Source organism: Flavobacterium sp. HJJ (assembly GCF_015351475.1).
GTDB lineage: Bacteria > Bacteroidota > Bacteroidia > Flavobacteriales > Flavobacteriaceae > Flavobacterium > Flavobacterium marginilacus.
Genome location: NZ_JADKPR010000022.1, coordinates 1 through 14,145, shown reverse-complemented (window position 1 = coordinate 14,145; position 14,145 = coordinate 1). Strand labels below are relative to the sequence as shown.

At 32.2% G+C, this 14,145-nt stretch carries 9 protein-coding genes; 6 read left to right on the top strand and 3 right to left on the bottom strand.

The genetic code is table 11. The annotated features are described in order from the left end of the window. Positions 1 to 110: 110 nt before the first annotated feature. The gene (locus IRZ80_RS16100; protein WP_194642601.1) at positions 111 to 1,052 is read right to left on the bottom strand and encodes a FecR family protein; all 942 of its coding nucleotides are present in this window, start codon (positions 1,050 to 1,052) and stop codon (positions 111 to 113) included. Positions 1,053 to 1,170: 118 nt separating this feature from the next. Further along, on the bottom strand, positions 1,171 to 1,728 hold the full coding sequence (locus IRZ80_RS16095; protein WP_194642600.1) for an RNA polymerase sigma factor: 558 nt from the start codon (positions 1,726 to 1,728) through the stop codon (positions 1,171 to 1,173). Positions 1,729 to 2,161: 433 nt separating this feature from the next. Between IRZ80_RS16095 and IRZ80_RS16090 the strand changes: the two genes are divergently transcribed. After that, positions 2,162 to 4,096 (top strand): metallophosphoesterase family protein, encoded by a 1,935-nt coding sequence (locus tag IRZ80_RS16090; RefSeq protein ID WP_194642599.1) that lies wholly within the window; start codon positions 2,162 to 2,164, stop codon positions 4,094 to 4,096. A gap of 40 nt (positions 4,097 to 4,136) precedes the next feature. On the opposite strand, the gene IRZ80_RS16085 is transcribed toward IRZ80_RS16090, so the two are convergent. Beyond that, positions 4,137 to 5,207 carry a phosphatidylinositol-specific phospholipase C1-like protein gene (locus IRZ80_RS16085; RefSeq protein WP_194642598.1) on the bottom strand — a complete coding sequence of 357 codons (1,071 nt, stop codon included), beginning with the start codon at positions 5,205 to 5,207 and terminating at the stop codon, positions 4,137 to 4,139. A gap of 269 nt (positions 5,208 to 5,476) precedes the next feature. On the opposite strand from IRZ80_RS16085, the gene IRZ80_RS16080 reads away from it, so the two are divergent. The 5 genes from IRZ80_RS16080 (at position 5,477) to IRZ80_RS16060 (ending at position 13,804) form a co-directional block, all read left to right on the top strand. Further along, the gene (locus tag IRZ80_RS16080; RefSeq protein WP_194642597.1) at positions 5,477 to 6,001 is read left to right on the top strand and encodes an RNA polymerase sigma-70 factor; all 525 of its coding nucleotides are present in this window, start codon (positions 5,477 to 5,479) and stop codon (positions 5,999 to 6,001) included. A gap of 83 nt (positions 6,002 to 6,084) precedes the next feature. After that, positions 6,085 to 7,008 (top strand): FecR family protein, encoded by a 924-nt coding sequence (locus IRZ80_RS16075; protein ID WP_194642596.1) that lies wholly within the window; start codon positions 6,085 to 6,087, stop codon positions 7,006 to 7,008. 74 nt (positions 7,009 to 7,082) lie between these two features. Continuing rightward, on the top strand, positions 7,083 to 10,361 hold the full coding sequence (locus tag IRZ80_RS16070) for a SusC/RagA family TonB-linked outer membrane protein (protein WP_194642595.1): 3,279 nt from the start codon (positions 7,083 to 7,085) through the stop codon (positions 10,359 to 10,361). Positions 10,362 to 10,368: 7 nt separating this feature from the next. Further along, positions 10,369 to 12,138, top strand: coding sequence for a RagB/SusD family nutrient uptake outer membrane protein (locus IRZ80_RS16065; protein WP_194642594.1), 1,770 nt, complete (start codon positions 10,369 to 10,371; stop codon positions 12,136 to 12,138). Between the two features lie 643 nt (positions 12,139 to 12,781). Further along, a complete protein-coding gene (locus tag IRZ80_RS16060) occupies positions 12,782 to 13,804 on the top strand; it encodes a pectinesterase family protein (protein WP_228520932.1) in 1,023 nt (340 codons plus the stop codon). Positions 13,805 to 14,145: the final 341 nt, after the last annotated feature.

Sequence of the window (14,145 nt, the reverse complement as noted above, 5' to 3'; positions counted from 1 at the left end):
TTTGTTTTATGTTAATTATTTTCAATTAATACAACCCGATAATTGGTGGCCGCCATGTTCGGGTTTTTTGTCTTTACATAGTTAAGTAATATTTCATCTTTTCATAGGCATCAGTTTTTACAGGGTTTAAGTCTTATATTTATAGTGTCCTTTTTGGTTATAACAAAATCCATATCGTTAATGAAACGAATAGCATTTAAGATTTTTTCTATATTATTTCCAGAGAAATTACCACTAATGGTATTGCACTGATAAAGAGGTGAATCTAGTTTTAAAACAACATTGTACTTTCTTTGAAGTGTCAGCAGTACTTGATCTATATTGGCATGATCAAAAAAGACCCTGCCGTCTTTCCATGCCAAATAATCTGAAGATTCTATAGTATTGTATCTAACTAAAGAACCTGTCTTATCATCATAAATAACCCTTTGATTTTTAGTAATAATCTCTGAATTTGAAGAATGCAGATCTGTAACCTGAACCTTTCCAGACACTACCGTTACCGAAGGAATCCCTTTTTCGTAATTTGTTACGATAAATCGAGTTCCTAAAACCTGAGTTTTAAAATGATTAGATGAAATTATAAAGGGATGTTTTTCTTTATGCATTACCTCAAAGTACGCTTCTCCCTTCAAGCTGACAGCTCTCGAATTTTCTCCGAAATGTTCAGGATAGATAATACTGCTCCCAGAATTTAAGTAAACAATTGACGAATCGGGCAGCATCATTTTTTTTTGTTCACCAAATTTGGCAGCAACAGTAATGTAGTGGTTTGTATTAAAAACAGAATTGAAAGTAAACCACAAAGTTCCCAAAAGAATAATAGCAGCTACAGATGCAATCATTCTGTAAAAATTGGTCATCTTTTTTTGTCCTAATTTTTTTTCAATTCTAAATAGGATAAGCTGTCCCACAGCATCAGTATCAATATTGGATTCCTTAATACCATACTCTTGTATTTTGGAAAAATAAGTATTTACCGCTCTTGCTTCTTTTTCTGAAGATTTGCCTTCGCTGTATCTTTTAAAAAGATGCCTGTATTGTTTACCCATGTGTACTATTTTAAAATAAGTTCTTTATTAGTATAGTACACGAAAAGGGGCTAGCACCTATAAAATATAATAAGGATTACAATTTGTTAACATTCTTAACAAAAAACAGCAAAAGAGACTACAGCGAAGAACAGACAATAAGCAGGCCTAATAATTTAATGCGGTAATTATCCCCAGCCTTCAATAACTTAAGAGCTTTATTTATCTGATTTTCAACAGTACTGATCGATAAATTCTTTTGTTCCGCAATTTCTTTAATGGTCATATTATCATAAAATCTAAGCGTAAAAATATCAAGGCATTTTTTAGGTAAAATTTCACAAGCCTTTTGTTTCACTTCCTCGATTAATAGTTCTTTTGAAAGTTCAATGGCTGGTTCTTCTTCAATTAACTGTAACACTTCTTCAAAAATCTCTAGCTCAAAAGCTGTTAACTTTTTGGACTTAAGCTTTTTTGCACACTGATTTCTAACAGCCTGAAATAAATAAGCGGTAAAATTTTGTATATCAGTTTCATTCATCCGCAGCCAAAAATCGATAAATATTTCTTGAATAATATCTTCAGCCGATTGTTTATCCTTCATAATATTAAAAGCAAAAACATACAGCGCTTTCCAATTTTGTTCATAAACTTTATTGAAAACAAGTTTTTTATTTATGAAAGTATTGTGTGCCATATTCAAAAGATAAATTTAAAATTACTGCAAAGCTATAAGTCACTTTGCAAATCTCTCCTGTATGAATATGATGTTTTGATTAAATTTTTTATGCCTCGCAGAATCTTATTAAAAAAAGGTGAGCCTCCTTCATTCTAGTACAAATCAAACAGTATAAAATTGAAACCAATAGATTCACTGCAAACTGAATCAGTCTTCTGCTAACTAATAACCTTTTCTTCTAATTCTAAATTAGAAATTGGTTGATACACAATTGGAATTTCCTCAATAACCTCATCAATTTTATCAAGCCCCGTAAGTAAATAGGTTGAGATTTTAGTTTTTAGTAACAATCCCATAAAATGATTCTCTGTTTAATTCTCTAAAATTGTATTTACTTAATGCAACAGCTAATACGTTATTTTTTAAATCCTCAAAAATAAAATTGTAAACTATGATTTTACATGTTACATGTTTTTGGAAAAAAACATCTATATCACTTCTTATACTTTTTTTTGTTGTTAATGCTCAAAGTCAAAACAAATTAAACGGACTCCAGATTGCCTTTTTATCAGATGTACATTTGCAAGATTTGAAAGGCAGTTTTAGTGACTCCGAATACAAAGGAATACTAAATCCAAAAACAGGTAAATACACATTAATGAGAACTATGGCTTCTCAACTGCATTCTACACGACTATTTAATGAAAATTATTTCGCTTTTATTGCTGCTTTGGAAGATATTGCCAGACGAAAAATAAAATTTGTAGCACTTCCTGGGGATTATACCGATGATGGTCAGCCGATTCATGTTAGAGGTTTAACAAAAATTTTAGATCAATACAGAAGAAAATATGGAATAAATTTTTTTATAACCACTGGTAATCATGATCCGGCCGGACCTTTTGCACAAGATTCAGGTAAAGAAGATTTTTTAGGAGAAAATGGTAAAAGCCAGCCTATTTATAGCAAAGAAGGAATGTATAATTCTAATTTAAAAATAGAACAGCCAGTAGTGATTTCTAAAGATATTGCCAAAATGGGATATTTAGGAATAACTGATGAATTGAGGAATTTCGGATTTTATCCAAATAAAAAATACAAGTTTTGGGGAACTCCATTTACAGCTTATAACAGTCAAAATTACACCTATACAAAGGCTTCACAAGGCGCACAGCTAGATAACAGAGTATATGAAACTGCTCCGGGATATGAAGTTCCAGACGTAAGTTATGTTGTAGAGCCAATTGATGGACTTTGGTTAATGGCAATAGATGGTAACGTTTATATACCGAAAAAAAGTGCGACTGCAGATACTAAAGATTCTAAAAATTATTCAGATGCGAGTACAGGCTACAACAATGTACTTTCGAATAAAAAACATTTAATAAAATGGGTTGAATCAATTTCGCTTGAAGCAAAAAAACAAGGAAAAATATTGATTGCTTTTAGTCATTTTCCGATGATTGATTTTAATGACGGCGCTTCGGATGAGATTAAAGAATTACTAGGTCCTGATAAATGGCAGCTAAACAGGGTGCCGAGAGAAGAAGTGGCTCAGGCTTTTGCAGATGCGGGACTGAGAATTCACTTTGCTGGTCACATGCATATCAATGATACAGGTATACGAACTACGGCAAAAGGGAATGTTTTGGTTAATATTCAAACACCATCATTAGCTGCTTATATTCCAGCTTATAAATTATTGACGATGAAAGATAATATTGCGGATATTCAGACTATAACCGTCGATGATGTTCCAGATTATGACGAACTTTTTGATTTATATAAAATGGAATATAAATTTTTAGAAAGTGATGGGAACGCTGCAATTTGGAATATCGATATTTTAAAAACTAAAAACTATCATGAATTTACTGATTTTCATCTAAAAGAATTAGTGCGTTTACGATTTTTAAAAGAGGATTGGCCAGCTCCTTTTAAGAATTTTATATTATCCGCCACTGGAGAACAATTGTTAGTTTTAGCAAGCCAGCAGTCTAATGAAGATTTTGATATTCTTTTGAAGAATAAAGAAAATTTTAAAATGAAATCAACAAAATCTATCGATGAAATTTTAGCTAAAAATAATTTAAATCGAGAAGATTTTAAAACTTGGACAGGTTTTGATTTTTTGGTAGATTTTTACCGTTTAAGAAGCGCCGATGAATTGGCAATTACCGACATAGGTTTAAATAGAATAAAAGAATACAAAGTACTATCTGAATTGTTTTTTGAAAATTATAAAGGAAATAATTCCAATTTAGAAAAACCAATACAAGAAAAAATGAGGCTTTTTCTGCTTATATTTAATAGATTTCTACATGAAGTTCCTGCAGATCATTTTAGTTACGACTTAAAATCAGGAGAAATTAAAAACCTTAAGTAAATTTTCAGCCACAGTTTAAACTGCGGCTGAAAACTAAATTTTACTTCTTCACGCCATTTACAGGATTTGGTCTGACATAAGTATTGTCATCATACTTAATTTGGTAAGGTGAATTAAAAAGAGTACTTGGCAGATAATAATCAGTTGTAATAATTTGTGCTCCTGATTTTTTGGCAGCTTCAAAATGTGTGTAATCATTAGCTCTCGCTTCTTTCGTGTCAGAATCGGCTCTCGTACGAATGATATATCCTTTTGTTACTAACGACGGTATTTCTGGATCTTCAGAGTTATTTCGGAATAAAGCTGCAGCTTCTGGTTTTCCTGGTTCAGCATTTATAAAAACAGCGCGTCCTTTTAACGATGGATGATTTAAAGCATACATATCTCTTTTTGCTCCATTATTATCCAAAAGAAATAAAAATCTTCCCTTTGCTTTTTTTAGTGTTGGCCAGTTTTGATGCAGAACAGCTTCTTCGAGCGTACTATATTTTCCACGTACCATATCTGGTGTGATTAATTTATCGTTTCCTAATTCTTTACGGATAATTTTATCTAATGCATCGAATAATTCAGGAGTAAAATCTTCTGGTTTGGTTCCGAAAAAATTAGCGTCACCATCTTTAGGTTCCAAAGTAATAAAAACAGGAATGTGGTCTGGATTCGCTTCAGACCATTTTTTTAATTCTTGAAGACAGATTTCTAAAGTATAACAAGAAGTTCTAAAATCGATATCCGGCATATGAAAAACCTTAAAACCAGGTTTGTTCATTAATCCTTTTGGATCATAATCTTGCTCAGATTTTGCAATATCTAAGCCTTTTGGATGTGCATATTTACCGCCTTTAGTATCGGCATAAATATCGATTTCCAGGTTTCGCAGCCCTTTATTTAATTGTTCTTTAATTTCGATATGTGTGTATTGTAAGCCTTTTAGAGAACGTGATGTATCTTTTGCTTGGATAGTATTGTATAAATCAGTTTCAATATTTTGTCTGTAACTGTTGTGGGAGCCAATTACTTGAATTTGATTTATTTTAAGATTTTCGTCTTGTGCTTTTACACTGAATGGTATAGTGCCGGCAAGAAATAATGTAAACAGAATTTGTTTCATAATTTGAAGTTGAAATTAATAATTAGAAGATAAGAGGAAGAAGAGCTGAGAATACTGCCGCTTTTTGAGATTACTAAATTAAAATCAAGCTTTGATTTAAGTGTTATTAAAATAAAAAGAAAACGGAAAGGGATTGTCATTTCTGCTTAAAAATAGTAGTAATAGTAAAATAAACGCTTTCAATATTTAATTAAAAGTTAACCTTCATGCAGAAAATAATGGGTTTTCGTTTCATTATTTTGTACCTAATAATACCACACATGTTACTTATGAAGAATCCTCAAATCTTTAATCAAATGTATACTTCTTATTGGAAAAAGCTTAATGCCTTTTCGTATACAATGACACAGGATAAAGAGTTGGCACAGAATATTGTTCAGGATGTTTTTGTTGATTTATGGGAACGAAAAGAGGAGCTGCATATAAATGCAATTGAGCCGTATTTATTTCGTGCAGTAAAAAATCAGGTCTTTAAACATTATCAAAATAATAGATTTGATAAGACGGTTTTAGAAGATAAATTCGAAGACTACATTATTGATAATTTTTCGGCTATAGATCCTGAATTAATGGATTTACTTTATAGTTTATTAGAAAAACTTCCAGAGAAACGTAAAGAGGTTTTATTGATGTATAAATTTCAAGATATGTCTATCGATCAAATTGCAGACGAACTTGGAATATCCAAACAAACAGTAAAAAATCAAATTTCATCTGCTTTAAAACAACTGCGCGAAGGCCTAAAAGACTTGACTTGGATGTTTCCGCTTGCAATTTTTTATAAAAACTTTTAAGATAACTTTCTGTTGATGTTTTCATAATATTTCCAGATAGTACGATTTTGCTTTTCTTGTACTTATAGGTAACAATAAGTATTATGGTAAAAAGAATTAAGCATAGTTTAGAATATCTTATAGATAAAAGTTTACAGAAAAATACTTCTGAGGCGGAAGAAAATTTATTGAATGATTTTGTATCAAACGAATATAAAAACGCCAATTGGGATGAAACCGCTATGGGAAGTTCTGATGAAGCTTCCATAAATATATTTGAAAATATTCAATTTCGAATAGAAAAGAAAAAAATATTCAATCCATTTTTAAAATATATGGCAGCTGCCAGTATTCTTTTTCTTATCGGCTTAGGGGTTCTCTTTAAACCCAGTATTTCTTCAGCAAAGCAATTAACATTTAAAACGTTAGATACCCCCAAATCTATCCAATTAAGTGACGGTTCGAAAATTTATCTGGCAGCAAATTCATTATTCAAATATCCTGAAAAATTTGATGCTGATGAAAGAAAAGTATCGCTTTTAAAAGGTAACGCTTTTTTTGAAGTAGCCAAGGATAGAAAACATCCATTTATTATTCAGTCAGGTGATCTGAAAACAAGAGTTGTCGGGACATCATTTCATATTCAATTGTCAAAATCTAAATGCGAAGTGATTGTTGTAACTGGAAAAGTAAATGTTGCAGCAAAAGGACAAAACGTGGATTTGGTTCCAAATGAAGAAGCGTTGTTTACAGAAAATAAACTGACCAAACAAATGGCTGAGAAGGCGTATCTGGTAAATTGGTACAATACCGATATTACATTAAATCAAACTACTCTTAAGCAGGTTATTGCCATTCTGCAATATAAATATGGTATTTCATTCGAGTATAAAAATGATAAAGTTTTGGATATGCGATTAACGGTATTCATTAAAAAAGAGGCATCACTAGAAAGTGTTTTAGAACAAATAAATTATATAACAAACCTAAAATTTAAAGTTTATGACGAAATAGTAAAAGAGAATTAAAAAACAAAAAAGCAGTTGCTGAGAACAACTGCCATCAATAATTAAGTATCGTAAAAAAACCAATAACTTAAATCATGTATTTTAAACTTTCCTATTTAAATCTAAAGAGAATTATCTTTTTAGTACTCACATTACTGTCATTTCATAATGGACACAGTAATACTAATTTTCTTGAAAATTCAAATTTAAAAAATAAAACAGAAAAAGCGACTCTTGTTTCCATTTTTTCAAAACTTAGTCAGCAAACGGACTATAAATTTAGTTACGGTCAGGCTGTTATTGCTGATAACACTATTTATACAGTAGATTATAGCAACGAATCTGTTGCAGTAATTTTGAATGAACTTTCTAAGAAAGCTGATTTCAATTACAATATCAATGGTAAATTAGTTTTGATTCAAAAAACTAAAAAAAGAGTTCTTAAAACGGTTCAAACTATTGATAAACTAAAAGGAAAGATTTTGGATGAAAATGGAGTGCCAATTCCTGGAGCAACGATTTTAGAAGCGGCTACCAAAAATGCAGTAGTAACAGACTTTGATGGAGGCTTTGAAATTACAGTAGAGGAGGGCAGGACTCTTGAGATTTCATATTTAGGATATAAAACTAAAACGGTAATTGCCCAAAAAAGTTTTATGACAATTCAATTAGAACCTAATGCTTCTGTGCTGAATGAGGTTTTAGTTGTTGGATATGGTAAGCAATCAAAAAAAGATGTTACGGGGGCAGTAACACAGCTTACGGCAGAAAATTTTAAACAAGGTGTAAGCATTTCGCCAGACAATTTAATACAAGGAAAAGTGGCTGGAGTTCGTGTTGTAAGCACAAGCGGTGAGCCGGGAGCTGGTGTAAATGTTACTATTAGAGGTGTTGGGTCTATTCGTAGCGGAAGCACACCTTTGTTTGTTGTTGATGGTGTGCCATTGTCTAATGATGATGTTAGTCCATCTGGTACCAATGTAGGTTTTGGTGCTTCTGCAGCTAAAAATCCATTAAATTTTTTAAATAATAACGATATTGAGTCGATTACAGTTTTAAAAGATGCTTCTGCTGCGGCAATTTATGGGGCAAGAGGATCTAATGGAGTTGTTTTGGTAACTACAAAAAAAGGAGCAAAGGGAGAGGGTACAATGACTTTTGACACATCTCTAGGGATTTCTGCTGTAGCAAATAAATTAGATGTTTTAAATGCTGATCAATACAAATCGGCTATTAAAGATCCTGCTTTTAATCATGGTGGAAATACAGATTGGCAAGATGTCATTTTTAGAGAGGCAATTACGACTAGTAATGCTTTATCTTTTGCTAAACAAACAGAATCAGGGAATTATTATGCTTCTATATCGCAGTTGGATCAGGAAGGTATCATTCATAATAGTAGTTTCAACCGCATGACTGGCAGAATTAACGCAGCTGAATCATTTTTAGATAATAAACGTTTAAAATTAAAAATGAATCTTACTGCCAGCGAAACAAAAGATAACGGTGTGCCTACAAGTGATGACGGTGGTTCTAACGGACAGTTATTAGTACATACTTTGATGGCAAATCCAACACGTTCTGTGTATGATGCCAACGGAAAATATACGAACTTCAATATGAATGCGCATTATAATCCAGCCTATTTATTGAGTATTTATGAAGACCAAACACGTACGCTGAGAGTTTTAGGGAACTTTGAAGCTTCATTGAGAATAGTTAACGGATTAGAATATAAAATTAATTTTGGAATTGATCGTTCTGTGGCGGAAAGAAATACAACAATTTTTCCAAACTTGACAGATTTAAATCCAAAGGGAAAATACGTTCAGAATAATCTCGATTCTAAAAATACTTTAACTGACAATTACTTGACTTATAATGGTTTATTTGGTAAACATAAAATCGAAGTTTTAGGCGGATTCTCCTATCAAAAGTTTGAAAGATCCGGAACTAGTTTCAGTGTAGACGGAGTTGCAGCCGAAGGAACCGGTGTTAAACCGTCAATAAATCCAGGTTTTACAGGAACACAGTCAGGAACTACTGGTTATGCTCAGGAAAACGAATTGCAATCTTACTTTGGAAGATTAAATTACACTTTTAATGAGAAGTATCTTTTGACAGCTTCTATGAGAGCAGACGGTTCTACTCGTTTTGGAGAAAATAATAAATATGGATACTTCCCTTCTTTTGCAATAGGATGGAATATTAATAAAGAAAGTTTTTTAAAAAATGTTGAGGCACTTAGTAATTTAAAAGTAAGAGGAAGCTGGGGACAAACTGGAAATCAGGAAGTAGAAAATAAAATTACAAAAGCAAGTTATTCTTTAGCTGGTGCTGATGGTTATTATTTATATGATGATTTGAATTTAGTAAATGGTGTTTCTGTAAACAGAACTCCAAATCCTGATTTAAAATGGGAAGTAGTAACACAATACAATGTAGGTTTAGATTTTAGTTTTTGGAATGATAAATTCTACGGAACACTTGATTATTTTAATAAAACAACTACAGATGCAATTTTAAAAATTCCTTCACAGGCTTTGAGTCCAACACCAACAGTTTGGACCAATATTTATGGAGAAATTATAAACAAAGGGTTAGAGTTTATGATTGGTTCAAAATTAATCGATACAAAAGATTTCAGTTGGAATATCGATATGAACGGAGCTACTTTAAATAACAAAATTGAGAATTTACCAGTTTCCGAAATTTTAACAGGTACTATTTCGGGCCCAGGCCAGTCAGGCGTTAATGCTAATATTTACAAAAGTGGTTATGCCGCAGGGTCTTTCTATTTATTAGATCATATTGGTTTTGATGCTAATGGTGCTAACATTTTTAGAGACACTAATGGAGATGGTAAAATTGATAACAGCGACAGAGTTATTATCGAAGGAGCTTTGCCAACTTTCTATTATGGATTTAATAGTGATATGAATTATAAAAACTTTAGTTTTTCCTTCTCTATCATCGGTCAAACAGGAGGTTATCTGTTGAATAATACAGGATTGAATGCATTAAACATAAACAATTTGGCTTCGGACCGAAATGTTGCTACAGGGTATTATGAGTCGGGTGCAAATCCAGCAAATTCACCAATTTTATCCACTTTATTCTTAGAGAAATCTGATTTTATTAGATTAAATACAGCCCGTATTGGATATAATTTTAATCTAAAAGGAGTGAATTGGTTAAACGGATTAACACTTTTTGTTACAGGTCAAAATTTGCTTACGATTACGAATTATACAGGATATGATCCTTTAATTAACAGTCCTAAATCAAACGAAGGAAACCAATCTATTGGTATTGATTATGCTAGTTACCCAACTTCTAGAACTTTTAGTTTAGGAGCAACTTTAAAATTATAAATTTATTATGAACACAAAGACAATTTTTAGTACAAAGACATTAATTCTATTCTCTTTTGCAGTGCTTTTTAGTAACTGTACTAATCTGGATGAAGTTGTTTTAGACGAGGTTTCAAGTGGTAGTACTTCTAATCCTGCTGGCGCACTTGCTGCAGCTTATGATAGATTAGGAGACGGAACTTTTACAGATCATGGAGCTGTTTTTTCTATGCAGGAATATAGTACAGATGAAGCTATTTTACCAACACGGGGAAGTGATTGGGGCGACGGCGGAAAATGGAGAGCAATGCATGAGTTCACCTGGGCTTCTGATAATGCAGTTATTGGAAACAACTGGAATTTATTGACAAATGGAATCACGCGTTCTCTTACCGCAATTCAATCTGCTGAAGAAAGTACCATTCCTGAAAAGAAATTATTTTTGGCAGAGGCAAAAGGTCTGTTAGCGTATTATTTATACACAACATTAGATTTATTTGGACAAGCGCCCTATAGAGATCCAATGAATCCAAATGCACCTTTACAGATTTTAAAAGCAGATACACAAATCGATAAATTGATTACAGATGTTGAAGCATTACTTCCTGATTTAGCCGATATGGGTTCTCAGCAGACACATCACGGCAGATTTACAAAACAAGCTGCTTATGGTTTTCTAAGCACCATGTATTTGAACCGTGCAGTATTTAAAGATCGTTACAATGCATCTTCTAGTTTTAATTTTAATGAAGCAGCAGTAACTGGAAGTGGAACAGATATGGATAGAGTTATTTATTATACATCATTACTTATTGATTCGGGAAAATACAGTTTAGAAAGTAATTATTTTAAAAATTTTGCAATAGACAATACAAAAGGGACTGAGCTTATTTTCGCTATTTCTCAGAAAATAGATTATATCAGAAATGGTTCCAACAGTTTCGCTTATGTATCTATGGAGCGTAACCAAAGGACTTCTGCTGCAAACAGAGGTACAAATGCAGCTTGTATAACTCCAGAATTTTATGCAACATGGGATAATAATCATGAGGATCCTAGATTCAACCAAGCCTACCAATATTCTGACGGGACATGGTTTACAAATGATGGTACAACTCCAAGTGTTCCTGCAACAGATATTGTTCCTAAGAGTGCTGGTTTACCATGGTTTCACTTTACAAGAGGTATTATAGCCGGCCCTCAATATGGACCAATATTGTTGTCATCAGGTTCTTTAGAAATGGTAGGGAATCGTATAAAAGTTTCTCCATTGTATATGGAAAAAAGTTCGACTACCAGAATGGATTTTACACCATCATTAACTTTCAAAAATCCTACTCAAGCTGTTTTTGCTCAAAATGAAATCAACCAAGGAGCACGCGTTTTTAAGTATGAATTTGATCCTGAAGAAGGAAATGGTTCAAGTAATGTTGATATTCCTTTGTATCGTCTTGGAGGTATTTATACCATGAGAGCAGAAGCTTATTTTAGAAAAGGAAATACAGCAGCTGCGCTTCAGGATTTAAATAAATTACGCACTAGCAGAAAAAGGGAATCATTGTATGCCAGTGCTCCAGGAAAAGAACTTACTGCTGTGGATGCGACAGTACTATATAATGAAATAGGTTTTGAATTATACTGGGAATTATACAGAAGACCACAGATGATACGTTTTGGAAAATTTGATTTAGCAGGAACTGCAAAACCTGTATCACAGCCATTCAGAAGAATATTCCCAATACCTCAGTCAACAATTGATGTGACTAAACAATTTAAACAAAATCAAGGTTACAAGTAAGTTTGTGTTAGTTAATTTTTTTTTTTCTTCAAAAGTCTATTTTAAAAAATAGACTTTTGTTTTTTTAAGATATTTTAATGAAAACTGTCTTGAAAACAATCATTTATAATTTATTTTCGACATCTGTTTTTCAATATGAATACGAATAAAAATTAAAAAAAAACAGCTATTACACAATTTATATAATTGCCTCAAACTTGTAAAATTTAGATTGTTTTATATGACTGTCCGCAAATAGTACCTTGTATTTTTTTTCGCCGCTGATTAAAAAGATTCTCACAGATTTCATTACTTTTTTTTTAAAATCTGTGTAAATCTTTTTAATCAGTGGCTAATTCGATCTGTTTGGTAGTAGTTAAGGATAGTCATATTGTTTTAAGGTATTTTACTCAAAAGAAATTTAGCGAATAACAGGCAAAAGTTATTTTCATTTCAATAGTTTTCTAGTTTTACAAAACTGATAATTTATCTAAATTTGTTTTAGATGTTTTAAAATCGGGATTTTGTTTATGCAGGAAAACAAGTGTATATTACTTTCTTTATTAATTGTGTGTTTTCAAGCATAGGAAATAGAAAAAAAGGATTGGTTACTAAATTAAACAAAGGAACTGAATTCTAATTTTATAAAATAATTATTTGTCACATGAAGAAGATTACCATTTTAAAATATATTTTTTTATGTCTGATGGTTTCCCACTCATTATTGTCGCAAATCACAAAATCAAAAAAATATAAATATAATTTTATTGTAGCACAAGACGGAAGCGGTGATTATAAAACGGTACAGGAAGCATTTAATGCTGTTTCAAAATTAAATCCTGAACGCACTGTTATTTTTGTGAAAAAAGGGACATATAAAGAGGTTATAACTTTGGAAGCAGATAAAAATAATGTAGTGCTAATTGGGGAAGAGGCAGACAAAGTTATTCTGACCTATGACAATTATTCCAGTAAAATAAATCCGCTGACAGGCAAAGGTTATGGAACAAGCAATTCTTCCAGCTGTTTTATTATTGGGACAGGTTTTTATGCAAAGAATATAACATTCGAAAATTCTTCTGGGCCGGTAGGGCAGGCGTTGGCAATTAATATTCAGGGTGATAAAGCGGTTTTCGTTAATTGTAAATTTTTAGGTTTTCAGGATACATTGTATGGAGCAGACTGCAGGCAGTATTTCAAGGACTGCTATATAGAAGGCTCTACAGATTTTATATTTGGCAGTTCTACAGCATTTTTTGATCATTGTACCTTACATACCAAGGGAGGCAGCGCTATTACCGCAGCTTCTACCAAGGAGCATGTAAATTTTGGCTATGTATTCAATAATTGTAAAATTACAGGCACAGGAGCAGATATAACCACTTTGGGCAGACCTTGGAGACCTTATGCAGCTGTTGCTTTTATAAATACTGAAATGTCAGATGCAGTAAAACCTTCAGGATGGAATAACTGGGGGAAAACAGAAAATGAATCTACAGCGCGATACAGCGAATATAAGTCTTCGGGCAGGGGTGCCAATGCTGATGAAAGAGTAAAATGGATGAAAATTTTAACCTTAGATGACGTAAAACTTTATTCTATAGCAAATGTTTTAAAAACAGTTAACGCAAATCCTCCAGTGGCTGATAATTGGAATCCGAATGTGGTCATTGAGACATATAAATGATTGTTTTAAAAGGAAACTTCTCCAAAAATAACGGGACATAGCTGCCTCAAAAGAAACTCTCTATTTTTGAGAGCAGTCATGGCTGATTAGTTAATTAAAATTATAAAAAGAAACTTATTGGAAATTTAGCATCTGATTTTAGAATTATTTTTTATATGTTTGTAAAAACAATCGGTTGCGTAATTTTGTTTTCGCTGATTGTTCAAAGATTTTAAATCGTTTAGAAACCGCCGATACCGTTATTAAAAAAATTAACACCATAAATTATGAACCAAAAAATTGACAATTTAGCTGCCGACAACATAAGAGCGCTGGCTATTTCTATGGTAGAAAAAGCAAAC